The organism is Streptomyces sp. NPDC054834 (assembly GCF_053611185.1).
In genome coordinates, this window is sequence record NZ_JBSGZV010000066.1 from 1 (window position 1) to 25,523 (window position 25,523).

Annotated in this window: 25 protein-coding genes and 1 pseudogene; 11 read left to right on the forward strand and 15 right to left on the reverse strand. The window is 71.2% G+C overall.

Going from position 1 to position 25,523, the window contains the following annotated elements; genetic code table 11:
- Nucleotides 1-29 precede the first annotated feature (29 nt).
- On the reverse strand, nt 30-950 hold the full coding sequence (gene bla / locus ACWGJM_RS44645) for a class A beta-lactamase (RefSeq protein WP_453417515.1): 921 nt from the start codon (nt 948-950) through the stop codon (nt 30-32).
- Nucleotides 951-1,031: 81 nt separating this feature from the next.
- On the opposite strand from bla, the gene ACWGJM_RS44650 reads away from it, so the two are divergent.
- Nucleotides 1,032-2,012 carry a LysR family transcriptional regulator gene (locus tag ACWGJM_RS44650; RefSeq protein ID WP_453417516.1) on the forward strand — a complete coding sequence of 327 codons (981 nt, stop codon included), beginning with the start codon at nt 1,032-1,034 and terminating at the stop codon, nt 2,010-2,012.
- Nucleotides 2,009-2,944: a serine hydrolase gene (locus ACWGJM_RS44655; protein ID WP_453417517.1), complete on the forward strand. Its 936-nt coding sequence runs from the start codon at nt 2,009-2,011 to the stop codon at nt 2,942-2,944. The genes ACWGJM_RS44650 and ACWGJM_RS44655 overlap by 4 nt, the downstream gene beginning before the upstream one ends.
- A gap of 10 nt (nt 2,945-2,954) precedes the next feature.
- Here ACWGJM_RS44655 and ACWGJM_RS44660 read toward each other — a convergent pair whose 3' ends face one another.
- The 6 genes from ACWGJM_RS44660 to ACWGJM_RS44685 form a co-directional block, all read right to left on the reverse strand.
- Nucleotides 2,955-5,408 (reverse strand): ATP-binding protein, encoded by a 2,454-nt coding sequence (locus ACWGJM_RS44660; protein WP_453417518.1) that lies wholly within the window; start codon nt 5,406-5,408, stop codon nt 2,955-2,957.
- A 62-nt stretch (nt 5,409-5,470) separates the two neighbouring features.
- Entirely contained in the window at nt 5,471-6,235 is a 765-nt protein-coding gene (locus ACWGJM_RS44665; RefSeq protein ID WP_453417519.1) for an intradiol ring-cleavage dioxygenase, read from the reverse strand.
- Between the two features lie 95 nt (nt 6,236-6,330).
- Entirely contained in the window at nt 6,331-6,786 is a 456-nt protein-coding gene (locus tag ACWGJM_RS44670; RefSeq protein WP_453417520.1) for a (2Fe-2S)-binding protein, read from the reverse strand.
- A 10-nt stretch (nt 6,787-6,796) separates the two neighbouring features.
- Complete coding sequence (locus ACWGJM_RS44675) at nt 6,797-8,881, reverse strand: molybdopterin cofactor-binding domain-containing protein (RefSeq protein WP_453417553.1); 2,085 nt, start codon at nt 8,879-8,881, stop codon at nt 6,797-6,799.
- Nucleotides 8,882-9,040: 159 nt separating this feature from the next.
- Entirely contained in the window at nt 9,041-9,700 is a 660-nt protein-coding gene (locus ACWGJM_RS44680) for a DsbA family protein (protein WP_453417521.1), read from the reverse strand.
- Nucleotides 9,693-10,283, reverse strand: a complete 591-nt coding sequence (locus ACWGJM_RS44685) for a TetR/AcrR family transcriptional regulator (RefSeq protein ID WP_453417522.1) — start codon at nt 10,281-10,283, stop codon at nt 9,693-9,695. The genes ACWGJM_RS44680 and ACWGJM_RS44685 overlap by 8 nt, the downstream gene beginning before the upstream one ends.
- 45 nt (nt 10,284-10,328) lie before the next feature.
- Here ACWGJM_RS44685 and ACWGJM_RS44690 point away from each other — a divergent pair, with 45 nt between their 5' ends.
- From ACWGJM_RS44690 to ACWGJM_RS44700, 3 genes are all read left to right on the forward strand, one after another.
- Entirely contained in the window at nt 10,329-10,730 is a 402-nt protein-coding gene (locus ACWGJM_RS44690) for a hypothetical protein (RefSeq protein ID WP_453417523.1), read from the forward strand.
- Nucleotides 10,731-10,929: 199 nt separating this feature from the next.
- On the forward strand, nt 10,930-11,589 hold the full coding sequence (locus tag ACWGJM_RS44695; RefSeq protein WP_453417524.1) for a YceI family protein: 660 nt from the start codon (nt 10,930-10,932) through the stop codon (nt 11,587-11,589).
- 79 nt (nt 11,590-11,668) lie between these two features.
- Nucleotides 11,669-12,376, forward strand: coding sequence for an SDR family NAD(P)-dependent oxidoreductase (locus ACWGJM_RS44700; RefSeq protein ID WP_453417525.1), 708 nt, complete (start codon nt 11,669-11,671; stop codon nt 12,374-12,376).
- A 311-nt stretch (nt 12,377-12,687) separates the two neighbouring features.
- Here ACWGJM_RS44700 and ACWGJM_RS44705 read toward each other — a convergent pair whose 3' ends face one another.
- Nucleotides 12,688-13,740, reverse strand: coding sequence for an NAD(+)/NADH kinase (locus tag ACWGJM_RS44705; protein WP_453417526.1), 1,053 nt, complete (start codon nt 13,738-13,740; stop codon nt 12,688-12,690).
- Between the two features lie 140 nt (nt 13,741-13,880).
- Here ACWGJM_RS44705 and ACWGJM_RS44710 point away from each other — a divergent pair, with 140 nt between their 5' ends.
- Together ACWGJM_RS44710 and ACWGJM_RS44715 are read left to right on the forward strand one after the other, a co-directional pair.
- Nucleotides 13,881-14,378: a DUF2975 domain-containing protein gene (locus ACWGJM_RS44710; RefSeq protein WP_453417527.1), complete on the forward strand. Its 498-nt coding sequence runs from the start codon at nt 13,881-13,883 to the stop codon at nt 14,376-14,378.
- Nucleotides 14,378-14,602, forward strand: a complete 225-nt coding sequence (locus ACWGJM_RS44715) for a helix-turn-helix domain-containing protein (RefSeq protein ID WP_453417528.1) — start codon at nt 14,378-14,380, stop codon at nt 14,600-14,602. The genes ACWGJM_RS44710 and ACWGJM_RS44715 overlap by 1 nt, the downstream gene beginning before the upstream one ends.
- 33 nt (nt 14,603-14,635) lie before the next feature.
- Here the strand turns inward: ACWGJM_RS44715 and ACWGJM_RS44720 are convergent, their stop codons facing one another.
- From ACWGJM_RS44720 to ACWGJM_RS44735, 4 genes are all read right to left on the reverse strand, one after another.
- A complete protein-coding gene (locus ACWGJM_RS44720) occupies nt 14,636-14,980 on the reverse strand; it encodes a hypothetical protein (RefSeq protein WP_453417529.1) in 345 nt (114 codons plus the stop codon).
- Nucleotides 14,981-14,991: 11 nt separating this feature from the next.
- Complete coding sequence (locus ACWGJM_RS44725; RefSeq protein WP_453417530.1) at nt 14,992-15,135, reverse strand: hypothetical protein; 144 nt, start codon at nt 15,133-15,135, stop codon at nt 14,992-14,994.
- A gap of 424 nt (nt 15,136-15,559) precedes the next feature.
- Entirely contained in the window at nt 15,560-16,363 is an 804-nt protein-coding gene (locus ACWGJM_RS44730) for an IclR family transcriptional regulator domain-containing protein (protein ID WP_453417531.1), read from the reverse strand.
- 46 nt (nt 16,364-16,409) lie between these two features.
- On the reverse strand, nt 16,410-17,345 hold the full coding sequence (locus tag ACWGJM_RS44735; RefSeq protein WP_453417532.1) for a quinone oxidoreductase family protein: 936 nt from the start codon (nt 17,343-17,345) through the stop codon (nt 16,410-16,412).
- A gap of 603 nt (nt 17,346-17,948) precedes the next feature.
- Here ACWGJM_RS44735 and ACWGJM_RS44740 point away from each other — a divergent pair.
- Nucleotides 17,949-19,244, forward strand: coding sequence for a hypothetical protein (locus tag ACWGJM_RS44740; RefSeq protein ID WP_453417533.1), 1,296 nt, complete (start codon nt 17,949-17,951; stop codon nt 19,242-19,244).
- A 237-nt stretch (nt 19,245-19,481) separates the two neighbouring features.
- On the opposite strand, the pseudogene ACWGJM_RS44745 reads toward ACWGJM_RS44740, so the two are convergent.
- Both ACWGJM_RS44745 and ACWGJM_RS44750 read right to left on the reverse strand, forming a co-directional pair.
- Nucleotides 19,482-20,075, reverse strand: a pseudogene (locus ACWGJM_RS44745) (potassium-transporting ATPase subunit KdpA); the annotation flags it as partial.
- Nucleotides 20,076-20,189: 114 nt separating this feature from the next.
- Nucleotides 20,190-22,826: a glycosyl hydrolase gene (locus tag ACWGJM_RS44750; protein WP_453417534.1), complete on the reverse strand. Its 2,637-nt coding sequence runs from the start codon at nt 22,824-22,826 to the stop codon at nt 20,190-20,192.
- Nucleotides 22,827-23,142: 316 nt separating this feature from the next.
- Here ACWGJM_RS44750 and ACWGJM_RS44755 point away from each other — a divergent pair, with 316 nt between their 5' ends.
- On the forward strand, nt 23,143-23,337 hold the full coding sequence (locus ACWGJM_RS44755; protein ID WP_453417535.1) for a hypothetical protein: 195 nt from the start codon (nt 23,143-23,145) through the stop codon (nt 23,335-23,337).
- A 14-nt stretch (nt 23,338-23,351) separates the two neighbouring features.
- Here the strand turns inward: ACWGJM_RS44755 and ACWGJM_RS44760 are convergent, their stop codons facing one another.
- Nucleotides 23,352-23,558, reverse strand: coding sequence for a hypothetical protein (locus ACWGJM_RS44760; RefSeq protein ID WP_453417536.1), 207 nt, complete (start codon nt 23,556-23,558; stop codon nt 23,352-23,354).
- On the opposite strand from ACWGJM_RS44760, the gene ACWGJM_RS44765 reads away from it, so the two are divergent.
- Nucleotides 23,557-24,153 carry a TetR/AcrR family transcriptional regulator gene (locus ACWGJM_RS44765; protein WP_453417537.1) on the forward strand — a complete coding sequence of 199 codons (597 nt, stop codon included), beginning with the start codon at nt 23,557-23,559 and terminating at the stop codon, nt 24,151-24,153. The genes ACWGJM_RS44760 and ACWGJM_RS44765 overlap by 2 nt on opposite strands.
- 95 nt (nt 24,154-24,248) lie before the next feature.
- Nucleotides 24,249-25,433 carry a permease gene (locus ACWGJM_RS44770; protein ID WP_453417538.1) on the forward strand — a complete coding sequence of 395 codons (1,185 nt, stop codon included), beginning with the start codon at nt 24,249-24,251 and terminating at the stop codon, nt 25,431-25,433.
- Nucleotides 25,434-25,523: the final 90 nt, after the last annotated feature.

A 25,523-nucleotide genomic window follows, 5' to 3' on the forward strand; every position in this document is an offset into this window, starting at 1 on the left:
GGCTCCGGCCGACGCGGTGCCCTCCGGCCTCACTCCCCCGGGGCGAGGGTGCGCGCGAGCACGCGCGCCGTGTCGGAGATCAGCCCGTTGTCCACCACCGCGTCCCGGGTGGTCTTCGACGACAGCACGGCCAGCACGACCGGTGTTCCCTCGGTGGTCCAGGCGACGCCGATGTCGTTGCCGGTCGCGTAGTCGCCGGTGCCGGTCTTGTCGGCGACGACCCAGTCCTGCGGCAGGCCGCGGCGGAACCGCTCGCCGCTGGTGGTGTTGCCCTTCAGCCAGGCCACGAGCTGCTCGCGATCGGCGTCCGCCAAGGACTGGCCCAGCGTCAGCCGTGTGAAGCTGACGCCGACCGCCTCCGGCGTGGTGGTGTCGCGCAGGTCGCCGGGGACGGCTGAGTTCAGGTCGGTCTCCCAGCGGTCGAGCCGGCTGACCGGGTCGCCGATCGACCGGAAGAACCGGGTGAGTCCGTCCGGCCCGCCGATCTGGCGCAGCAGGAGGTTGCCCGCCGCGTTGTCGCTGTACTGGATCGCGGCCGCGCACAGGTCGCCCACCGTCATGCCGGTGTCTACGTGGCCCTCGGTGATCGGGCAGTTCGGCAGCGCCACGTCAGCCGGCGGGTAGTGGATCACCTTGTCCAGCGGCGCGCAGTGACCGTGGTCGCGGAGGATCGCCGCCGCGGCGAACGCCTTGAAGGTCGAGCACAGGGCGAACCGCTCCCGCGCCCGGTAGGACACCACCTGCCCGGTGCGGAGGTTGCGGGCGTACACACCGAGGCGTGCGGTGTACTGCTGCTCGAGATCGCGCAACTCACCTTCCGCTCCCCGTGGTTGGGGGTCCGATGCGGCCGACGCGGTCGGCGCCGACGCGGCGGCGGTGAGTACGGCGGTGGACACGGCGAGGCCGGCCTTGAGCAGGCCGCGCCGCGGAAAAGGGGTGGCAGTGGTCATGCGCACAGCGAAACAGCCGCCCACCGTCCATGTCCAAGAGTCATCTTTGAACCTCCCATAACTTATTGATATGAAGGCTGGGTGGATCTGCTGGCGCATCTCGAGGCGTACGTCGCGGCCGTGGACGAGGCGAGCTTCTCGCGTGCCGCCGACCGGCTCGGGATCGCCCAGCCGCTTCTCAGCCGACGCGTCAAGACACTGGAGGAGCACTTCGGCGGTCTGCTCTTCGACCGTTCACGGCGGCAGGTCACGGTCACCGAGTTCGGCCGGCTCCTCCTGCCGTACGCTCAGGACGTGCTGGACCGGGCCCAGCGGTTGCGGCATGTCGCGGGGTCGGCCCGGCAGGCGGCGGTACGGGCCGTCGGTGTGCCCGCGGACTGCGGCCCGGCGGCGCTGGCGCGGGTCATCCGCGCCGGTACGGCGAACGGCATTCCGCTCGGCGTGCACGAACTGCCGCCTCAGGAGCGGATGTCGGGCCTGTCCGCCGGATCGCTGACGTACGCGCTGCTGCGGGTTCCCCCCGAGAACGCCGCCCTCCGCGTGCCGCTCGGCCTGGCCTCCGCGCCGCCGCCGGACGCTCCGGACGACAGGCGTCCCGGCCCGCGACCGCGCCCGGTCCATCTGGAGGACCTGCGGCCGCGGCGCGGCCACGGCGCGAGGGCCGGGCTTCGGTCACCGGTGCCGGTCCTCTGCCTGGCCGAGGACCAGGTCCCGTACGCGCGGGACCGCTTGCGGCGTGCGGCTGCTGGCGCCGGGCTGCCGGAGGACGTGGTCCGGCCGGCCGGGCCGGCGGCGACCGCGCTCGCCGAGACCCTCGCCGGGCGGGTGACGCTGCTGTGCGCGGAGCCGTTCGCACGGCGGCACGGCGCGAGCTGGGCACCGTTGGGCGACGCGTCGCTGCACCGGGGGTACGAGCCGGGTTCGGCGGAGCGTCAGGGTGCGGCGACCGTGCCGGGCTGGCTGGTCGCGCTGCTGGCGGCAGCGGTCGGTGCCGCGACGGCCGGAGCGGCCGCGGTGTACGAGGCCGCGGAGGCCTCCTCGCGACTGGCGGCGCGTGGATGAGCGCCGGCCCGGTCCACCGCCCGGCCTGTACCGGCGACGACGCCGTCCTCCTCGACGTCGCGGAGGCGATCGCCGCCGACTGGGCGGAGCTCGGCGTCCGCGGCTCGTTCCTCGCCCGCAACATCGACACCGGCGAGCAACTCGGCTTCGACGCCGACGAGCCGGTGCCCCTCGCCTCGGTGGTCAAGGTCCCGCTCGCGCTGGTCGTGCTGGACCGGATCGCGGCCGGAGAACTCGACGCCGCACGACCGGTGACCGTCGACCCGGCCACCGGCAGCGTCGGCCGCACCGGGCTGGCGGCCTTCCGGCACCCGGCCACCGTGGCCGTCGGCGACCTGGTCCTCCTCATGCTCGCGGTCAGCGACAACGCCGCCGCCGACGCGTTGCTCGGCCTCGTCCCGGTGGCGGACGTCGACGCCCGCCTGGCCGCTTGGGGTTGTTCCGGCATACGGGTGCGGCACCGGCTCAACCACATGTACCAGTGCGCCGCGGGCGCCGCCGGCAACGACTTCTCGCTCGCCCTGGAACTGGCCATCCGCGACGACCGCTCGGGGCGGTACACCATCGAGACGCTGGACCCGGCCCACGCCAACCTCGGCACCGCCGCGTCGCTCGTCACCCTGCTGCGACGCGTGTGGCGGGACGAGATCGCCCATGCCGGCGCGACCGCAGAACTGCGCCGGCTGATGGGGCTCCAGGTCTTCACGCATCGGCTGGCGGGCGAACTGCGCGCGGACACCCTCCGGGTCAGCGGCAAGACGGGCACGTTCCTCCATCTGCGGCACGAGATCGGCGTGGTGGAGGCCGAGTCCGGCGACCGCGTGGCCATGGCCGCGCTCACCCGCTCCGACCGCCGGGCCAACCTGGCACCGGACATCGACCTCGCGATCGGGATCAGCGCCCGGCAGGCCTTCGAAGCGCTGCGCCGCTGAAAGTCACCGTTCACCCGGGCCGGCCACCGACCCGGTTCCCGGCCCGTCCCACGACCCACAGGGCGATCTGGGTGCGCGATCGCACGCCCAGCTTGTCGCGGACCTTGTCCAGATGCGTGGCCACGGTGTGGGCGGAAAGACCGAGCCGCTCCCCGATCCGCCCGTTGGTCAGCCCCTCGGCGACGAGTTCGGCCACCATGAACTCCCGGGCGGTGAGCGGGTACTGGCCGTCGGCGGCTCCCGCGGTGTCCCTCGTCGCGCGGTGGCCGCCGCCGGGTGTGCGCAGGGCGTACGCGACCAGCCGGTCCCCGCGCAGCCGGCGGCCGACGCTGACGGCCGCCTCCCGCGCGGTCGCCGACAGCCTGGTACGCGCCCGGTCCGCCGTCTGCTCCACCTGCCGCCGCCACGGGTCCTCCGGCTCGGTGTCCAGCCGGCGGCGGGCCTGCGCGCTCGCCTCGTACAGCCGCAGGGCCCGCTGCGGGTCGCCGCTCTCGGCGGCCACCAGAGCCAGGCCCTCGACGGGGTAGAGCGCGTGGAAACCCGCTTCGGGGACGATCCGCAGCACTTCGGCGAACAGTGCCTCGGCGCTCTCCAGCCGTCCCAGCGCCAGCCGCACGGCGCCCGCGGTGTGCAGCGCCGCCGCGGTCCGGCGCCAGGGCGCGTGTGCCCTGATCAGCGGCAGGCAGCGGGACATCAGCGCGTCGGCCTCGGCCTCCCGGCCCGTCTGGAGCAGGGCCCAGGCCAGATGGTGGGTGCACCACGCGGTGTCGTGCGGTCTGCCGAGCGCGGCGAGGACGTCCAGGCACTCCCGCAGGTCCGTGACGGCCGCGTCGGGTTCACCGCGGCACAGCCGTGCGGCGGCGCGCGCGTCCAGGGCGTTGGCGAGGCCGGCGGGATGGTCGCGTGCGCGCTCCGCGGCCACCGCTCGCTCGCCCAGGAGCAGTGCCCGGCGCAGCTCGGCCTGCTGGCAGGCGACGCGCGCCGCCAGCGCCGGGACCGTACCGCCGAGTGCCCGGCCGTCGGCGGTGCGCAGCAGCCCGGTCAGCAGCGTGCGGGCGGCCGAGGGCTGTTCCTGCTGATAGTGCACACGGGCCAGTTCGAGCGTCAGCCGTGCGGGCGGGGCGGTGTCGCGGCCGCCGCCGGTGGCCAGGGCCGCCGCGAGGTTGTCGCGCTCCTCGACGAGCGGGCCGTCGGCCTGGTCGGCGAACACCTCCTCGTCGGCCCGGTCGGCCAGCCCGGTGAGCCACTCGAGGGCCCGCCGCCGGGTGGTGTGCAGTTCGCCGGACGCGACCAGGCACTCCATCGCGTAGGCCCGGATGGCCGCCAGCTGTCTGAACCGTGCGGGCTCGGCGTCCCCCGGCACACGGACGATCAGCGACTTGGCCTCGAGGGCGCACAGGATGCGGAGGATCTGCCGCTGTGCGATGCCGTCACCGGCGCAGACGGTCCGCGCCGCGTCCATCCCGAACCCGCCGACGAGGACCGCGAGACGCCGGAAGACGGCCTGTTCCGCCGGATCGAGCAGCCGATGGCTCCAGTCGATCGCGGCGGCCAGCTCGCTGTGCCGACGTGGCCCGGTCCTGCTTCCGCCGGTGAGGAGTGGCAGCTGGGACAGCTGGTCGTCCAGGCCGGCCAGGATGTCCCCCAGCGCGAGGGTGCCGACGCGTCCGGCCGCGAGTTCGACGGCGAGGGTCAGCCCGTCCAGCCGGCGGCATATCTCGGCGACGGTCCTGCCGTTGCCGCGGTGCAGGGTGAATCCGGGTGCCCGGCCGGCGGCACGCTCGGTGAACAGCCGGACGGCGTCGGCCCGCAGGAGGACTGCCGGATCGTCCTCGTCACCGGCCGGGGGCAGGGACAGCTCGCCGACCCGGAGCACGGTCTCCCCGGGCACCCGCAGGGCCTCCCGGCTGGTGGCCAGGATCCGCAGCCGGGGGCAGTGCCGCAGCAGGGCCGCTGCCAGCCGCGCGCACGGCTCGGCCAGATGCTCGCAGTTGTCGAGGATCAGCAGCCGCGAGGCGTCACCGATCGCGCCGACGAGGACATCCACGCCGGTCCGGCCGGCCTGTTCGCCGACGGCCAGGGCGGCGGCCACGGACTGCGCGAGGAGCGCTCCGTCGTGCAGCGAGTCGAGTTCCACCAGGTCCACTCGGGTGCCGCGGCCGGACAGGCCTCTGGCGAACTCCAGCGCCAGCCGCGTCTTGCCGACGCCTCCGGTACCGGTCAGGGTGAGCAGGCGTGACGTCCTCAGCAGGGCGCGCAGCCGCGCCAGCTCCTGCCGCCGGCCCACGAAGGAGTCGAGCGCCCGGGGCGGGACGAGACCCCGGGCGCCCCGATCCGGGCGAGCCGACCGCTGTCTGAGCGCCCGTTGCCGGCACGCGTTGGAGCAGTAGCGAGCCGGCCGTCCGCCGTGCGGTCTCCCGGTCAGCGCCGCACCGCACGACTCGCACGTCCGACTCCGGCTCATCCCGGATTCCTGGCCGCGCGTCCCCGGAACGAAACCCTCACCTCCCGCTCCGGCGCGCGCCGTCAGGGCGTTGCGGCGGGGTCGACGCCCAGGACGACGGTGCCGGTCACTCCCTTCCCGAGGTCACTGCTCGCCGGGGTGACGGTCAGCAGGGTCGAGGACCCGCCGTTGCGGTAGATGCCGTCCCTGGCGTTGAGCGTGCGGGTGGCCGTGTTGTTCCGGTAGGGAGCCCGGGCGGCGATCTTGGTGTTGTACGTCTCCGGGAAGTAGAGCTGGCCGGTGTGGGAGACGTGGCCTCCGTGGTACGTCCCGTTCGACACCGTGCCGCCGGCGTGCGTCTTGACGTGGATGTGGAGGGCCCGGCCCACGTACCAGCCGGGGTAGATCGTGGTGAACTCCGTGACGCCGGTGGAGTCGGTCAGCTGGACGCCGCGCAGGAAGGTCGTGTCCGGGGTGGAACCGCCCGCGACGTAGCCGGAGTAGATCCCGAGGGCGTCGCAGTGCCAGATGTCGACCGCGGTGCCGGGCAGCGGGGCGCAGGTCGTGCTGTCGACCACGGTGACACGCAGCGTCAGCGGTACACCGGCCTTGCCCTCGGTGATGTCCTTGCGGACCGTCTCCAGGTCCAGGTAGTACGGCCCTTCGGTCTGTTCGGGCGTGAGGACGCAGGCGGCGGCCGCCGACCGGGCCGGCGTCCGCGTGGCGGTGTTCCGGTCGGTGGCCGCGGTCGCCTGCGCGGCCGTGAGCCCGAGGCCGGCCACGCCGAGGGTCGCGCCGCCCAGGGTGGCGATGACGGATCGCCGGTTGTGGTGGGGGGTGTCAGTCATGCGGAAACGATGACGCGTGCGACGCTCCGCGGGATCGGTCGGACGACCCACGAATCGGGGGCGTTACGAAACTCCCCGACGACGGCCGACAGCCGTCACCCGTTCGCCGCGGCCTTCTTGATGGCTTCGCGGATCCGGGCGTACGTGCCGCAGCGGCACACGTTCTCGATCCGGTCGATGTCGGCGTCGGTCGGGTGGGCGGTCTTCTTCAGCAGGGCCGCCGCCGCCATGATCTGGCCCGGCTGGCAGAAGCCGCACTGGGCGACGTCGCAGTCGAGCCAGGCCTGCTGCACGGGGTGCAGGGTGTCGCCCGCGGCCAGGCCCTCGATCGTGGTGACCTCGCGGTCCGCGCAGTCGGCGACCGGCACGACGCAGGGCTGGACCTCCTCACCGTCGAGGTGGCTGGTGCAGGCACGGCAGACGCCCACGCCGCAGCCGTACTTGGGTCCGGTGACGTGCAGCAGGTCCCGCAGGACCCACAGCAGCGGCATGTCGGCCGGGGCCTCGACCGTGACCGGCTTGCCGTTGAGGACGAAGGAGTAGGACGGCATCGGCACTCTTTCAGAAGGTGAGGGGGAAGCGGCGGGGCTTGGTACCGGTGGCCCGGGCGTAGGCGTTGGCGACGGCACCGGCCGCGGCCGGCACGCCGAGTTCGCCCGCCCCGCCCGGCTCCCGCCCGGAGGGCATGATGTGCGCCTCGAAGTGCAGCGGGGCGTGCCGCTGGCGGGCGTAGTGGAAGTCGGCGTAGCTGCTCTCGCGGACGGCGCCCCGGTCGATGTGGAGGCCTGCCTGGAGGACGGTGGAGATGCCGTCGATCGCGGTGCCCATCAGCTGGGCCTGAAGTCCCCGCGGGTTGACGGCCGTTCCGACGTCGGCGGCCATCACCACCTTGGTCACCCGGGGGTTCTTCGGGTCGCCGGCGTCGATCTCGGTCAGGCAGGCGACGCACGAGCCGTACTCCTCGTGGACGGCGATGCCCTGCGCCTGGCCGGCCGGCATGGTCCGGCCCCAGTCCCCGGCGGCCGCGACCTTTTCGAGCACGGCCTTGACGGTCTTGTTCCGGAGCGTGGTGCGCCGGAAGGCGACCGGGTCCTGGCCCAGGCGCGCGGCGACCTCGTCGACCATGACCTCCTCCGCGGCGCGCATCGTCCCGGAGTCCACCGACCGCCAGGCGCCGAGCGGCATCGCCAGTTCGACCGAGCCCGAGTCCCCGGAGACCCGGCCGAAGTCGTACAGGCCGCTCTCGCTGGGCAGCGGACCGGCGGCACGCGCCCCGGCCCGGACGATCCCGCCCTTGGCGGACAGCCCCTTCCCCTCGTACGACTCGCTCACCGAGGCCGTGACGTGGGTGAAGGCCACCACCCTGCCCCCGGCGTGGCTGACCCGGATGCGGTGGTGGTCGGCCGGACGCATCCGGCCGTGCCGGGTGTCGTCGGCGCGGCTCCACATCAGCTTCACGGGCCGGCGCGCCGCTTTCGAGATGACGGCCGCCTCGATCGCGGCGTCGTAGTTCAGCCGCCGCCCGAACGAACCGCCGCCGCGGATGACATGGACCCGTACCTTCGACGCGGGCAGCCCGACCGCCGAGGCGATGCTGTCCCGCGCGTCCATCGGTGTCTGGGAGGAGAACCAGATCTCGGCATGCCCGGCACGCACGTCCGCCACCGCGGTCAGCACCTCCATCGGCGCATGGCTGACGAAGGCGAACTCGAACTCGCCCTCGACCTGGGCCGATCCAAGCGGGGGAGTGCCCATGCGGGGCACGGCCGCCCGCAGCCGCGAGCGGATCGCGGCGTCGGACAGCGAGGCGAGGGGGCCCGGCGCCCAGGTGATGCGCAGGGCGTCCCTTGCCTTGAAGGCGTGGTGGAAGGACTCGGCCACCACGGCGACCCCGCCGGCGATCCTGACGACGGCGTGGACCCCGGGCATCGCACGGGCGGCCCGGTCGTCGACGGACACGACCTTGCCGCCGAGCGTGGGCGGCCGGGCCACCACGGTCGGCTTCGCTCCGGCAACCGTGAGGTCTCCGGCGTACTTGGCCTTGCCTGTGACGATGTCCCGGGCGTCGATCCGGTTCGTCGGCCGGCCGATCACCCGGTGCCGGGAGGCCGGCTTGGGCTTGCTCGACACGGCCGGCCGGTGGACCCGCGCGGCGCTCTCGGTCAGCGATCCGAAGGTGGCCGAACGCCCGTCCGGCGCGATCACCTTCGTGTCCCGGGTGCGCAGGGACCGCGCGGGGAGCCGCCACCGGCTGGCCGCGGCGGTCACCAGCTTGGCGCGTGCCAGGGCGGCCAGGGCACGGGCCGGGCCGTACAGCGAACTGACCGAACTGGAGCCGCCGGTGTACTGGTTGCCCTTGGCGCGGGCGTCGGCGAGCGGAATGTCGACGTCGACGAGCCGGGCGTCCAGCTCCTCGGCGATCATCATGGCGACCGCGGTGGTGACACCCTGGCCGACCTCGACGCGCGGCAGCCGTACGACGACCTTGTTCGCCTCCGTGACCTCGAGGACCAGCATCTCCTCGTCCGTGCCGGTCACCAGGACGTCGGACCGCTCACCGGTGCTCTCCGCGCCTTCCGCGGGGGACGCGTCGCAGCCGAGGGGGGCCGCGACGGTCAGGGTGGACGCCGCGAGGGAGTAGACCATGAATCTGCGACGGGACAGCTGACGGGCCAACAGACGCTCCTTAGGGGGTTGCCGGGGCGCTCCGGCTGCGTGTGTCGACTCGTAGGAGGCGTCAGCGTGCCTGGGGGTTGCCTGCGCATGGCCGCCACTTGGGGCTTTCTCGGCCGTCGCGAGACTCCCTCAGCCGCAGCTCCCCGCATGCCCCTGGTCGACGGTGGCGGCCGCGAGCGGTTCCGGGGGCAGGTGGCGGGCGCGGATGCGGGCCACGAAGGCGGCGAGGCGGTCGACGCCCCAGTACTTGTCGAAGCCGTCGATGAAGTAGGGGACCCCGAAGACACCGTCGCGGTGGAGGAGTTCGATGGAGGCGAGCCCTTCGGCGCGTACGGCCGGGTCGGCGGCCGCGCCCGCGACGGGTCCGGGGTCGAGGCCGAGGCCGAGGCCGAGACCGGCGGCGACGGCGGCCATGACGGCGGGGTCGGAGATGTCCCTGCCCCGTTCCCAGCGGGCGCGGTAGACCACGTCGATGCAGGGGCGGCCGTGGCCGAGACGGTCGGCGACCAGGTAGGCGAGGTGCGAGACCTCCCAGCGGGGATCGGAGTCCTGCGGCCAGACCAGGTCGAGATCGCGTTCCCTGGCGAGCCTGCGGACGTCCTGGAAGATGTACAGGTGCTTCTCGCGGGACATCGGTACGTACGGGAGGCGGATGCCCCGCTCGGTCAGGTCCTGGGCGGTGGGCTCGTCGGGCTCCCAGAAGGGCAGCCAGTCGACGGCGTCCGCGACATCGGTCGAACTGGGCCTGCTCGCACCGGAGACCAACGCGGCGGGACCGTGGCTACGCACGCCGGAGCAGGGCGTCCATGGTCGCCTCCAGGTACGCGGGGAACGCCTCGCGCGAGGGCAGCGCGGACGGCACGGCATGGCCGAGCTGCGTGTGGCCCAGGTAGAAGCCGTACGCCATCAGCGCGCGCCGCCGGGACTCCTCCTCGGCGAAGCCGAGCTCGGCGAAGAGCCCGGCCAGGTAGCCGATCCGGCGCTCGGTGACCTGCCGCAGCGCGGCGGCGACCTGCGGGTGGTCGGTGCTGGCGAGCAGCGAGAGCTCCAGCGGATCGGCGGCGGTGGGCTTGGTGACCTCGGTGAGCAGTCTGCGCAGCCGCTTCTCCGGGTCCGGCTCGGTCTCCAGCGACGCGATGATCTCCTCGGTGTCCGCCTCGACCCAGCGGGCGAGCGCTGCCTCGATCAGTGCCTCGCGGTTGCCGAAGTGCCAGTAGAAGCTGCCCTTCGTGGCACCGAGGCGGGCGGCGAGCGGCTCGACCGCCACCGCCGCGAGGCCGCCGCCTTCCCCGATGGCGGCGAGCGCGGCGTCCGCCCAGTCGCGGGCGGTGAGCCTGGCCTTCCTGGTCTGTTGCCGTTGCACCATGTCCATACGCTACCGTATGGTTTTCCATACGCCAGCGTATGGAGGTACGCGATGCTCAAGGACAAGCCCGTAACGGTGGGTTTCCCCGAAGGCGCCCAGCTGATCAGGACAGCCGTCGACCGACCCGACTACCAGGACGCGTACGCCATGGAGCTGCGGCCCGGCATGCCGCGCGACCCGGCGGCCTGGACGGGCATCCTGCGCGACGCCTTCCCGATCTCGGCGCGGCACGACGGCGAGGCGCTGATGAACGTGAGCACGGCCGGCCTCGACGCCTGGGCCTCGATCGTCGTCGACGACAAGTACGTCACCCTCTGCAGTTCGGTGAAGATCAACGCTTGGTGGTCCAGGCTCTACTGGGGAGTGGTGAAAAGGGTTCACCCCTTCATGGCCCGCGCCATGATGGTCCGCACCCACCGCAAACTCGCTCTCGCCGCGCAGAAGGCGACATAGGCACCTGAAAAGGCGTCGCCGATGAAATGCGGGAAATTCGCACCGCCCGCTCGTTGACGATTCCGTGGTGAGTATGTGTGGATGTCGTAGTCACCGGGCGTGAAGTGGTGGCGTATAAGCGTGTCGGTACTGATTCGCGCCATCGCTGTTCGCGGAGAAGGCTTGCGGCGGAATCCGTCGTGCAGTAACTACGTGAATCATGAACCTGTTCCACCGCGGTGCGTCACTCCGCCGCTCGACATCCCCAACGACCGCCCAACTCACCGCAGAGCCACAGAACTTGGCCTCCGGCGCCGTCCCCGATGCCGCCCTGGCGGCGCTGACCGGAGAGTGGATGATCGACCCGGCGCACAGCAGGATCGGCTTCTCCGTCCGGCATGCCATGGTGACAACGGTGCGCGGGGCATTCACCGAGTACCAGAGCCGGCTCTACTTCGACGGCCGCGATCCCGCTCGCTCGCGGGCGGAGATCACATTGTCCACCGCGAGCGTCGACACCGGCGTGGAACAGCGTGACGCCCACTTGGCCGGCCGTGACTTCCTGGACTCCGCGGCTTATCCCCGCATGCGTTTCACCAGTACCGCCGTGCAACTCGCGAGCCCCGACGTCTACCGCATGACCGGGGACCTCACCATCAAGGACGTCACCCGTCCCGTCGTCCTGGAACTCACCTACATTGGACACGTCACCGACCCCTTCGGCTATGAGCGGGCCGGATTCGACGGCACCACCACCATCGACCGCTCCGACTGGGGACTGACGTACAACGCCCGGCTCGCCGAGGGCGGCGCCATGGTGAGCGAGAAGGTACGCCTCCAGTTCGACATCGCCGCCATCCGCGCCACGCCCATGGGCTGACCGACCGGTTCCTGGTCCCGGTACTACCAGGAACCCGGGGGCACTGGCTGTCCGCCCCGCCGGGTCCCACAGTGGACGCATGACCACAACACTGATCACCGGAGCGAACAAGGGTCTCGGCTTCGAGACCGCCCGCCGCCTCGTCGACGCGGGACACACCGTCTACATCGGCAGCCGCGACGCCGAACGCGGCCGCCGGGCCGCCGAGCAACTGGGTGCGCGGACGGTCCGGCTGGACGTCACCGACGACGCGTCCGTGGCGGCCGCCGCGCAGGCCATCGAGGCCGACGGAGGGCTGGACGTGCTGATCAACAACGCCGGTGTCGAGGAAAGGGCCGCCGGCAACGCCGTGATCGGCGCCGCGGACGTCACGGCCGACATCATGCGGAACACGTTCGAGACCAACGTCTTCGGCACGGTGCGCGTACTCCACGCCTTCCTGCCGCTTCTCCAGCGTTCGGCCGCCCCTGTGGTGGTCAACCTCAGCAGCGGGCTGGCCTCCCTGACCCGGGTCACCGACGCCGACACCCCGACGTACGCCTATCCGGGCGTCGCCTACCCGGCGTCGAAGACCGCCGTCAACATGATCACGGTGCAGTACGCGAAGGCGTTCCCCCACATGCGGATCAACGCGGTGGAGCCCGGTTTCACCAAGACCGACCTGAACGGCAACACCGGCATCCAGACCGTCGAACAGGGCGCCGAGATCATCGTGCGCATGGCGCAGGTGGGCCCCGACGGCCCCACGGGGGGCTACTTCGACGCCGAAGGCACCCTTCCCTGGTGATCCGTACCGGCCCGGCTCACCGGCGGAAGGTACTGCTCGGTCCAGATGCACTCGCACCTCGCAGATCAGTGACCGGCTGTGCAGCAGACGCAGCCGGACGGGCCCCCTGGCATGCCGGACGACGTTGCCCACCAGCTCGCTGACCAGCAGCTCGGTGGTCATCTCGAGCTCTTCAAGGCCCCACGTCGCGGTCTCCAGCAGTCGCAGGCGACGGACACCAGTGCTTCGGCGCGACTGCCGCGCCCGGCGATACCGGCCGTCACCTCGCCTCCCCGGTCCGTACCGAGTCCGCTGACATCAGCAGTAGGTCGTCAGGGCTCCCTGAGCAGCGTGAGGTGGGCGAGGTCTCCGGGCGGCGGGGTGCTCACCGACCACAGCGGGGCGGCGGTTCCGTCGGCCACCGCCGCCGGGGCGTCGGTCAGGTTCATCCGCTCGCGCAGACGGCCGTAGAAGTCCGTCGGCCCCAGCCGGACCGCCCGCAACCGGCGCGGCGCCGCGTACACACCGATCCAGTCGCCCGGGTCGAGCACGCCGCGCAGCTGGCCGTCGACGCTGACCGCGGCCTGACCCGACCGTTCGAGCACGCGCAGCCCCACGGGCTCGTCAGGGGCGGTCACGACCGACCGGTTGAACGCCATGTGCGGGGCGACCGGCGTGAACACCAGCGCCTCGGCGCGCGGCGAGACGACGGGGCCGCCGGCGGCGAAGCTGTAGGCGGTCGAGCCCGTCGGGGTGGCCACCATCAGGGCGTCGGCGGAGTAGGACGCCAGCAGCCGACCCGCGATGTAGACCCCGACCGACACCTGGCGGTCCCTCGACAGCTTCTCCAGGACGATGTCGTTCAGCGCGAAGACGTTCAGCGGGACGCCCCACTCGTCGCCGATCTCGCAGTCGGTGCGCACCCGGGGAGGCGGCAGGAGCGGCCCGCGGCCGTACCGCAGCAACGCTTCCATCTCGGAAGGCACCCGCAGCCGGCACGAGGCGCGCATGGTCAGCAACAGGCGGTGCTCCACGGTTACTCGATCGTCCCGTACGGCGTCCAGTGCCGCGCGCACCTCGGCGACGGGCACCTCCGTCAGGAAGCCCACCCGTCCCAGGTCGACGCCGAGGACCAGGGCGTCGTGCTCGGCGGCCAGCCGTGCGCCGCGCAGGAAGGTGCCGTCGCCTCCCAGCGTGACGATCAGGTCGGGGTCGCCCGCGGACTCCACCTCCTCCCCCGCGCTGCGCCGCACGCCTTCCCGCCACACATCGATGTCCGTGCACGGCAGGGCGTGCTCGGCAGACCACTGCCGTACGGCACGGGCGGCCTCCGCGGCTTCCGCGCGCCCACCGTGCACGACCAATCCCAGCCGACTCACCGTCACGTCCGCCTCCGCATTACCTCGCGACCGGCCACCAATACACCCCGAGTAACCCACCGCCGCCACCTGCCACACCACCGGGCTCGCCGAGGTCTTGACTCGAGTTGATTGATCAACGATCGAAATCAATCGATAATCGATACATGCATCGTTCCCTCATCGCCATCCTCCGAGCCGGCATCGTCACAGCGATCCTGCTCGGTCTCTTCGGCCAGATCGTGGTCATCCCGACGGCGGCGGCCGACGAGGTCGACCGCTTCCCTCCTTACGCCCCGTTCGCCACGCCCTACGCGACCGTGGCGATCGCCGGTGTCGCCTGTGTCCAGGTCGCGCTCGTCGCCGTGTGGATGCTGCTCACCATGGTCGAACGCGACGCGATCTTCACCCCGCGGGCCTTCCGCTGGGTCGACACCGTCATCGGATCCTCGATCGTGGCCACGCTGCTGGCGATCGGGGTCACCGGGCACCTTGCCCTGGCCGACATCCCCTCTCCCGGCGACGGCATGGACGTCGTCAGCGCGCTGGCCGCCGCGATCGTGGGCGTCGGCGTGGGGGCGTCGTTCGCGATGCTCATCGTCGTCATGCGAAGCCTCTTGCTCAAGGCGACGGATCTCCAGACCGAGATGGCCGAGGTGGTCTGATGGCGATCATCGTCGAACTCGACGTCATGCTCGCCGAACGGCGCCTGTCGGTAGGCGAGTTCGCCGAGGCCGTGGGCATCACGCCCGCCAACATCGCCGTGCTGAAGAACGGTCGCGCGAAGGCGGTCCGGTTCACGACGCTCGACGCGATCTGCCGCACCCTCGGCTGTCAGCCCGGCGACGTGCTGCGCTGGGTGCCCGACGACGGCGCGGACGACGGGTAGCAACGGGTAGCAACCGGTTTTGCCCCGATGTCATCAGCCGGCTTCCAGAGCGTCGGCCCGCCTCGTCAGGTCCGCTGCGATCCCGTCCCAGTCCGGGCCGTGCAGCCACAGGTTCTGGGCCGCCTCGCGCAGCAGCGCCGGATCGTCCGGCCGTTGCAGGAGTGCCAGCCGATAGGCCAGGTTCCGGAGCCAGACCGGCAGCAAACCGTCGACCACGTGCGGGCAGAGCTCACGCAGCATGGCGAGAATCGCGTCCGCGTCGGCGAACGTCAACTCCTCGACGAAGTAGTGCTCCCGGTGTTCGAGGCCGCACTCCGGCGTCGGGCGGTACTCGTCTCCGTAGAGACACCGGGCGTGCTCCGTCAGGGTGTTGTGCATGGTCGGACGGCCTAGGCCTCTCGGACCGCGTCGACCACCTGGCCGAGCAGTGTGGTGAGCTGCGGGGTGATGTTCAGGCGCCGGGCGGCCTCCGCGCCGGTGAGCCCGGGTTCCCTGTGGACACAGATCAGCGGGGAGTAGTGCGCCGCCACCATGTCACAGCACCCCGTCCAGCACGCCACCCTCGGGCGGTCCCTCGTCTCCCTGCGCCACGCCAGGAGCATACGGCGATTCACGAGCACCGAACGCTTGGCGTCAAATGCTGCGCCGAGTACGCCCGTCTGCCGACCCCCCCGCTTCGACTTCGTCCCGGTCGCCCGACGGGCGGACCGACTGCACGACCTGGCCGCCGAGCCACGGCAGGCCGGTGCCGCCTAGGCGTCCTGCCGGCCGATCTCGGCATGCGCGACGGCCTCGATCCGCCCGAGGCCGACCGGCTGCTCACGCTGAACACCGCCGCACCGGTGCAGCTGGTCCGTGCCGCACCGCCCGGGATACCGGCGAGGAAGGCGGTGAGCCGAACGCCACTGGACCGCGCTGCTGGACCTGTTCGGCCGCGCCCTGCGAGACCCCGCGGGATCAGTCGGCCGGCCAGGCTCCGCCAAGCTGGCTGAGACGGGCGGCCGCCGTGATGGTGGCGTAGATGTAGTGGTGCGGTGCCTCCGGCATGACATCCATGGGCTTGAGCAGCAGCACCGCCCCCCAGATCGCGCCGTCCCAGATGACGGGGGCGGCGATGGAGTTCCACTTCGCCATGCACTCCTGGCGTCCCAGGGCGTAGCCCTGGTCACGGATGTCGGCGAGGGAGGCGAGCAGCTCGTCGCCGTCGCGGATGACGCCGGGACCGGCCTCCTCGGGGACCGGATCGGCGGCTACCCGCTGCTGGATCTGTTCGGGCAGGTAGGCGAGGATCGTCCGGCCCGAGGCGCCGGTGCGCAGCGACCGCGTGACCGAGAGGACGTCACGCGGTGTCATTCCGAGCTCGACGAGATCGGAGTCCCCCACCGCCATGTCCAGGCACTGTCTGCCCGCTATGCCGAACGGGGCTCTCATGTACAGGAAGACCAGGCCGCTGTCGGTCGCCCGGCGCAGGCCTTGCAGGACGTGTGTGGCCTCACTGCCGGAGAGCTTGTCCTCGGAGAGTGCGTGGAGCCCCAGGTCGGCGACGGTACTGCCGAGCTGGTACAGGCCTCGGTCGATCCGGACGAAGGTGCTGTTGTAGGTCCCGGCGGTGAGCATGCGGCCGGTGGTGGAATCGTCGAGATCCGCGGCTTTGGCGATCTCGGACAGCCGGTGGGCACCGGGGCCCAGCGTGATGAACGCCTGCTGCACCCGCATGAAACGTTCGGCGTAGCTGGTCCCGGTTCCCCGCTGTCCACTCATCAGCCGTACCCCCTCCACTGTGCCCGCGCGGCATGGCACAAGATTATTACTCGGAGGTATCGAGACTGAACTTGCCTGTCCCCGTTCGGCTGTTGAGCACGTGGTGCACCTTGGCCGCGTCGGCAAGCGGGTAGGTCCCGCCGGTCACGATCCGGAGCGTGCCGTTGCCGACGGCGTCGAAGAGCTGTCGCATGGACGCTGTCAGCGGGAGCGTTCGGTCGGTGTAGAGGTGCGGGAGCCAGAAGCCGGCGACGGTGACGGACTTCTGGAGCAGCTGGTGCACGGGGACGTCGGCGAGTTGCCCGCCGGCGAAGCCGTATACGACGAGCCTGCCGCGCGGGCCGACCGCATCGAGGGTCTGCCGCAGCGTCCTGCCGCCGGTCATCTCCAACGCGGCGTGAACGGGGCCTCCTGCCGCCTCGAGGATCCGCTCCGTCAGGCCGTCCTCGTCGGAGGAGTCGACGGCTGCGTCCGCCCCGAGCTCCAGGGCCAGCCGGCGCTTCTCGCCCGTGCCGGCGAGAGCGATGACCCGGACGCCCGCACGGTGGGCCAGCTGAACGGCCAGCGAGCCGACGCCGCCCGCCGCGGCGGGAATGACGACCGTCTGCCCCTTGACGATCTGGGCGACGGTGAAGAGGAGGTGGTAGGCGCTGTTCCCCTGGAGCGCCAGCGACACCGCCTGTTCGTCGGTGACCTCGTCGGGGATCTCCCATTGCAGTCTGCGGTGAACGGCCACCTTCTGCGCGTAGCCGCCGCCCTGCGTCAGCGCCACCACGCGTTTGCCGTCCGCGGTGGTACCTACGACCTCGTTGCCGGGGATGTACGGCAGTTCGACCGGGGCGAGGTAGGTGTTTCCGCGAACATGGACATCCGCGTAGTTGACCCCCGCCAGCCTCACGTCCAGCAAGGTCTGTCCGCGCGCGGGCTCGGGGTCGGGAACGTCCTCCAGCCGCAAAACCTCCGGGCCGCCGAATTCCCTCATGACAATGGCGCGCACAGTACTCCAATCGAGCGGGGCGAATGCGTACCACGACAGGCTAGGGCATCCACGCAACGGCCCGGACCTGGGCATCTTGCCTCATACAACTTTCTCGCTGGATGAGAAAGAGCGTCCTGTTTCTCACCCGGCGAGAAAATTCAACTTCGAACTTCTCGCGAGATGAGAAGGGGAATGCGCGGGTTGCATTTGCCCTTTCGCGCAGACATAGTGATGCCCCGCGCTCTGCCAGACACTTCCCCGCAGACCAAGCCGTTACGGGGCGTCAGCCTCATGCAGGAGGCCGCTGTGCCCCTTTCCCCTTCCCCTCGCCGCCGCTGCTCGCGAAGCCAGTCGGTCGCCACAGCAACTTCCACTGCCTTCCCGGTGTCGTCTCCATGCCGGCGGTCCTCGGGCCTTGACACGCCACCGCCGGAGGCAGCTGTACCGGCGCCCGCGGCCCCGTCTGTCGCAAGAGCGGTCGCCGCCCCGACCCTGCCTGAAGCCGACTGGCCGGGGGCCGCGCGCATCTGGTCCGCATAGTCGGTCGAAGTCCGGCCGACGGCCGCCCCTCACCCCCACATCTCTTTCGTCCTGGAGCCCGTTTCCATGACCACCGCCTCCGCCGGATCCGTCCTCGCGCCCCGGTTCGAAGCCGTCACCGCTACCGTGGCGATCGTCGCCCCCTATGGCCGCTCCTTCCTCGCGGAGGCCATCGCGCGTCAGGGCCAGCGAACCGTGGCCGTCGAACTGGACGTCCGGCGCCGGCCGTCGGCGCTCGCACCTGCGCTCGGGGCAGGTGCCCTCCCGGACTCCGTGGAGCATCGCGGATCCCTGCGGCAGACGGTCAAAGCCCTGCGGGGGCTGGGCGTGACGGCCGTCGTCGCCGGGAGTCCGGCGGGCATCGAGCTGGCGGAGCGGATCGCCTGGCATCTGGGTCTCCCCCAAGGCGATCCCGAGACGTCGCGGTTGCGCTACGACCGTGGCGTACAGGCGGCCGTCCTCGCGCGAGCGGGCATACCGGCACCGCGGAGCGTCCGCAGCGCGGATCCGGCCGAGGTCCTGGCCTGGGCCGAAGCCTGCCTCCTGCCCGGCTACCTGCTGGCCCCCGCCGCGGCCGGGGTACCGGTCGAGCCGGTTGCCTGTGACGGAAAGAGACAGATCGACAGCGCCTGGCCCGCCATGAAACGAGCGGCCGCCCGGTACTCCGACGACGCGCACCTGGTTCTCACCGAGCGGCTGCCCGCCCGGCAGTTCGTCGTCAACAGTGTCAGCCGCCCCGGTGCGGACGGGCGGACGGAGCATGCCGTCACCGACGTGTGGGCCGAGACGCGCTCCCGCGACCGGGTTCTGGACCGCACCGACCTGCTGCTCCATCACGAACCGCTGACGCGAGTCCTGTCGGCGTACATGCGGCGCGTGCTCGACGCCCTGGGCGTGATGCGCGGTCCGGTCACCGCGCGCATCGCCCACGAAGAGGGCCGGGGTCCACTCCTCGTCTCCGCACTGGCGGTGCCCGGGATCTCGTTGGCCGACGAGGCGCTGCGCGGGGCAACCGGCTACGACCGTCTGACGGACGTACTGGACGTACTCGACGTACTGGACACCTGGGGCCCGCCATTGCCCGTTCGGCCCGTTCCCGGCCCGGCCGGACACCGGGTCGTCCGGGTCCACCTGCACCGGCGCGGCGGCGACGCCGTCGATCCACACCTCGGGCGCATCGTGCGCCGGCTGCCGACGGTGGTCGCGGTCAGCGCGGACCTCCTGGGGCACGCCCCGGTCACCGGTACGGCCCAGTGCGCCGAGATCGTTCTCAGCGGCGACGATCCGGAGGCCGTCGAGGCGGACTGTCGCATCATCCGGGCCCTGGAGGGCGAGAGCGTCCACGGCGGAGAACTCCCCTGAGTGTGGGCAGCGCGTGACCGCCCCCGGCGATCGGTATCGTCCGCCGTGACCCACCTGGCCAACCGGCCTGCGGCAGGCAGCCGTGCGGAAGAGGACATGGCCGATCGCCGGCACAGGACCGCGGCGGACGGCGGATTCGCATCCCGGCCACCGGAGACCTATGGTCCGAGCGCGCACGACACGGTGCGTGTCGCACTGGTGTGCTACTGGCGATGCGCCGACAACGACGGCGAGGGCGGCCATGGAGGCCGCGGTGAACACCAGCACCAGCGCGGGTGCGATCAGGATGTAGCAGGCTGCGAGCTTCATCTCCCGGCCGCCGATCTTCTTGCCCAGGTGCTCGGGCGTACGGCCGACCATCAGACCGGCGATGAACACCGCGATGACCGCCATGATCAGGATGCCGTAGAGGCCGGATCCGGTGCCGCCGGGCGCGATCTCGCCCAGCATCATGCTCAGCATCGTGATGCCACCGCCGAGGCCGGTGAAGGACGAGTGGAAGGAGTCCACCGCGCCAGTCGAGGTCAGGGTCGTGGAGACCGCGAAGATAGACGAGGAGCCGACGCCGAAGCGGACCTCCTTGCCCTCCATCGCCCCGCCGGCCGCCTGAAGTGCCCCACCGTGGTGGGCGAACTCGGTCCACATCATCAGGGCCACGAAGCCCAGCCAGATCGTGAACATCGTGGCGAGGACGGCGTAACCCTGCTTCACGCTGCCCACCAGCACGCCGAAGGTGCGGGTCAGTGAGAACGGGATCACCAGCAGCAGGAAGATCTCGAAGAGGTTCGTGAACGGGGTCGGGTTCTCGAACGGGTGGGCGGAGTTGGCGTTGACGGCGTGTGGACGCGGACGGCACCGCCCACGCCAGTGTGGTCCCTTACCCGAAGGAGGGGTGACCCCGGGCCGGGGTCTCCCCTCCACCGCGTCGTCGGCCGCGTGGGGGCCTCAGTCGCAGTCGCGCACCCTGATCGTGTAGATGCCGCGGCCGTGCGTGGCCGCGTACAGGGTCCCGCCGTCGGGGCTGAGCTTCAGTTGCAGCACGGCGACGGCCGGAAGGGAGCCGACGCGCTGCCACTTCGTCCGGCCCGGCGCGCGGTAGACGACACCGAGGTCGGTGGCGAGGGCGAGGCCGCCGTTCGCCGTGACCACCGCGGAGTTGGTGGGCACGTCGGGGAGGTTCGCGGAGATGTCCTTCCAGGTGGTGCCGCCGTCATGGGACTCGAAGACGTGGCCGACGCCCGCGCCGGGCCCTTCGGTCCAGTGCCGGGAGAAGCCGTTGACCGCGAGGTAGACGTGGTCGGGGTTCTTCGGGTCGACGGCGAAGCCGCTGAGGTAGCGGTTGGGTACGGTCCCGTCCACCGGCAGGTTGACGTCGTGCCAGCCGGTGCCGTCCGCGTTGCCGACGGAGATGCCGCGGGCGAAGCCCTGGTTGTTGCAGGGGCCGCACCAGGCCGCGTAGACCTTGCCGCCCGAGGCGGCGACAGCGGTGGCGGTGCGGCCGGCGCCGAGGTCGTACACGCTCTTCCAGTCCGAGCCGCTGCGGATGGCGTAGCCCTGGGTCTGCACCCAGATGTGACGGCCGCCCGCGATCCAGGTCGAGCTGTTCTTCAGGTCCGTCGTGAGCGGGGCGATGAAGCGGGCCTCGCTGGTGGCGTTGTCGGCCGGTGCGACGTTGTACGACGTGGCCTTGCCGGGGTCGGTGGTCCAGGAGCCGTCGTTGACGGCGCAGTTCTGGGTGACCTGGACGGCGAGGTACACGTACTCCTCGGCGATGTCGCAGCCGTTGGCGGGGTCGGTGAGGGTGTCGCCGCCGTCGCCGCCGAAGTCGGAGCCCATCACCTTGTCGTTGCCGCGCAGGACGGACTGCCCGTTGTCCTGGAGGCCGCCGGTGACGGAGACACCGCCGTGGTCCAGGTCCTTGCCGATGCCCACCGAGTAGTACTGCAAGGTGTCGATGGTGCCGTCGTTGAGGGACGTCCAGTCGGTGGCGTGCCCGGAGGCGTCCTGGGCGCCGTCGACCGGGCGTTTGTAGGCACCGCCGTCGTTGCCCACATACACGTAGCTCTTGCCGTGGTAACGGCCGATCGCGACGCCGTGCTGGTCGGAGTGCGTCGTCTGGTTGCAACCACCGGTCTGCTCGGCCGGGTCGATGCTCCAGCAGGAGAACGGGAAGTTCCAGTACGGGCCCACGGTCGACCAGGTGCTGCCGCCGTCCTTGGACTCGTAGACCTCCTCCAGACCGGCGTAGATGTGCTTGGGGTCGGCCGGGTCGACGGTGAGGAACTGGTTGTACCAGGCCTGCACGCCCGGCATGTAGCCGGCGGTGGTCAGCGCCGAGCCGTCGGCGGCCAGCTGCTTGTAGTCGGCGGTCTTCGTCCAGGGGCCGAACGGCGAGGCGGCGCTGTAGATGCCTTCCAGTCCGCTGTCCGGGTTGGACGCCATCTGCTCCGGCGACTGGTCGATGGCGTAGTAGCGCGAGCCGTCGGCGGAGCGGGCGAAGGTGACCGTGCCGACGTTGTCGGCGTCGGTCGGCAGGTCACCGAAACCGCTGGTGATCCGCTGCCAGCTGCCACCGGCCCTGGTGTAGAAGCCGTTGTAGTCGTCGCCGCTGCGCCAGCCGACCGCGAGGACCACTTTGGAAGGGTTCTTGGGGTCGACGGCTATGTCGTTGGTGATGTTCTTGTACGCGGCGTCGTCGTCGGTCGCCTTGGAACCGCCCGGCAGATAGTCGGGGTTGGGGGCGAACTCAAGCTTCCAAGGGCCGCTCAGGTTCTTCGTGGGGTGACTCCACACGCCTTCGCTGGTGGCGGCCCACACCTTGCCGCCGCCGAAGCGCAGTTGGCGGATGGTGGTGCTCTCCAGTTCGTCACCGCCGACCCGGCTGCGCGTGGAGAAGGTGCCGTGGTGCGGGTCGGACAGCACGTACACGCCGCTGCCGAGGTACGCGTCGGCGTTGGTGTTCGCCTCGCCGGTGCCCAGCCACAGCCGTCCGGTGCCGTCGAGGGCAAGGGCACCGGTGGACTGGGAGGGCAGCCGGTCGCTGACGGGCTGCCAGTGCCCGCCGCCGGTGCGCGAGCGCCACACTCCGCCGCCCGCGCTGCCCGCGTACACGTAGCCGTCGTCGTCCGCGGCCATCGCGGCCATCCGTCCGGTGACGTTGCCCGAGCCGCCGCTGGAGTTGGAGTCGATGTCGCGGTAGCGCGGGTCGTCGGAGTTGTACGGCAGTCCGGTGATGTGCCGCCAACTCCCGCCGGTGCTGGGAAGTCCGGTCAGACCGCGCCAGGCCGCGCCGTACGCGCCCGGCGCGACGATCCCGGGCGAGGTACGGGCCTCGGCGTACTGGTCCGCGCCCTCGGCTATCTCGTCGGCCTCGTTGCCGTCGTCGCCGTCCTCCCCCTTCGCTTTGGGGGTGATGTCACCCACCGAGTGCTCGCGCTCGGCGGCGAGTCGGGCGAGTGAACGAGCGCCGAAGGGGCTGCCGTTCCCCCCAGGGGCGGCGCTCGCCGGTATCGCGACGAGTCCAGCGGATGCGGCGATGGCGCAGAGCGTGAGCCACCGTCTCTTACGGGTTGGGGCTGACATCAGGACCTCCCGAACGGGCAGTGATACGGCCGTCGCAGGAGACCCGATCACTCGCGGGAGGAGACTTCCGACGCTTGGTCAACTCTTGACCAGAACCTGTCATTGCGGCATGAGAGCGGAGAAGGGTCGCGAGACCCCGGTGCCGGACGGCTCGGCACAGGGGCCGAACAGCCCTGGCACCTCCTCCCGGTCAGGGCGGACAGTGGAAGAGGAAACCTCCTGGGGAGGTGAGCACAGTGATGTACTGGGACGGCGGTGGCTGGACTTGGATGGCCTTCATGCCCCTGCTCTGGATCGTGCTGATCGGCCTCGTCGTATGAAGGCGTTGGTCCCGCTCACGCAGCACGCCACCGGTCGCGACGGCGGCCTCGGCCACGGCCGGCCGGCACGAGAGACGCCGGAGGAGATCCTCGACCGCCGCTTCGCCTCCGGCGAGATCGACGCGGACGCTTACCCGGAGGCCCGCGAACGCCTCGCCGCCCACCGGCCAAGGCCTCGGTGGCCAGGCTGAAGGGCCGCCACTCGTCAGTGCGCATGCGGCATGTCAGTCGTCTGCGGCTTGAGGTGCGGTACGAGGACGAGGCAGGCCACCGCACCCACCGCGGCCACGATCGCGCTGAAGGCGAAGGCGTCCCGGAATCCGCCGACCGCACCATGCTCGATGCCGGAGACGGCGACGGTGGACAGCACGGCGACGCCGACCGAACCGCCCACCTCGTGGATGACCTCCATGGACGCCGAGTCATCCGCCAAGCAACCCCCCACCGGGCCTCGCGCCGAAGCGAAGCGGCAGGCCATCGTCAAGGCGGCCCGCGAGCTGTTCCTGCGCGAGGGCAACGGCGTGAGCGTGGACGCGATCGCCGCAGTGGCCGGAGCCTCCAAGGTGACCGTCTACAACCACTTCGGCAGCAAGGAGGCCCTGTTCATCGGAGTCGTCAAGGACTCGCTCGACGCCCCGCTCGGGGCCACTCCGGTCACGGCGATCGACCGCCTCGCCGACTCCGACGACCTGCGGGAGGCTCTTACCGCGGCCGCCCGGGCCTGGGTCCACGACATCCGCACCGTCCCCGACGTCGTCGCCCTGCGCAACGTGGTCGCCCGCGAGCTGCACCGCTTCCCCGAACTCGGGGCCGTATGGCAGGAAGCGGGACCGGAACGCCATCACCCCGCCGTGGCCGGAGCCCTTCAGCGCCTCGTCGACGACGGTCGCCTCGTCATCCCGGACATCGAGGTGGCCATCATCCAGCTGTACTCGCTCCTGCTCTTCCCGCACCTCGTCTTCAGCGCTCTCCTCGGCCACTACGCGCCGCGGCCCGCCGCGCCCTAGCCGCCAGGGCCGAGTGGCGGCCCCGGCGTGTGTGCCATACCCCCGGGGGATACCTGTCGGGGTTGGGAACCCGTGCGGCGAAAGGTACGGAAACGATGCACGCGATCGGACACGCCCTGTCCATTGCCGGATCGATGACCTGGGAGATCACCTGGGCGCTGATCCTCGGCTTCCTCCTGTCCGCCGTCGTGCAGGCCGTGGTCCGCCGGGAGACGGTCGTACGGCTGCTCGGGGACGACCGGCCACGCACGCTGGCGCTGTCAACGGGGTTCGGCGCGGCCTCGTCCTCCTGCTCCTACGCCGCCGTCGCCCTGGCCCGCTCACTGTTCCGCAAGGGCGCGGACTTCACCGCGGCCATGGCCTTCGAGATCGCGTCGACCAACCTGGTCGTCGAACTGGGGGTGATCCTCGCCCTGCTGATGGGCTGGCAGTTCACCGCCGCGGAGTTCGTCGGCGGGCCGGTCATGATCGTCGTACTCGCCGTGCTGTTCCGCGTATTCCTCCGCGAGCGGTTGCTGCACCTGGCACGGGAACAGGCCGAGCGCGGGCTGGCGGGGTCCATGGAGGGGCATGCGGCGATGGACATGTCCGTGCGGGGCGCAGGCGGCTTCACCCGTCGCCTGCTGTCCCGCGACGGCTTCACCTCGGTGTCGCACATCTTCGTCATGGAGTGGGCGGCGATCCTGCGCGATCTGGTGGCCGGCCTGCTGATCGCGGGCGCGATCGCCGCATGGGTGCCTGCCGACTTCTGGCGCACGTTCTTCCTCGACGGCCACCCCCTCGCCGCGAAGCTGATCGGGCCGCTCGTCGGACCGCTGGTGGCCATCGCGACTTTCGTGTGCTCCATCGGCAATGTGCCGCTCGCGGTGGTGCTGTGGAAGAGCGGCATCAGTTTCGGCGGGGTGATCGCCTTCATCTACGCGGACCTGCTGATCCTGCCGATCCTCAACATCTACCGGAAGTACTACGGAGGCCGGATGGCGGCGTTCCTGCTGGCCACCTTCTACGCCGCCATGGTGGTCGCCGGATACGTCGTGGAATTCCTCTTCGGCAGCCTGGGCCTCATCCCCGACCAGGCCGACGCAAGGATCCCCGAGGAGGGCGTGAGCTGGAACTACACGACCTGGCTCAACATCGCTTTCCTGCTGACGGCAGCCGTCCTGGTGGTGCGTTTCCTGCGCACCGGCGGTCCGGCGATGCTGCGGATGATGGGCGGCTCACCCGATCACCCCGCACACGAGCACGACCCTGACCATGTGAACCGCGGGCACCATCACTGAGCCCGCGTCGGCATTGCCTTCGCCACCACCCATTGCAACGCAGCATTGCATTCACCCGCAGCACCATTGCATCAATTAACCGTTCCTCAC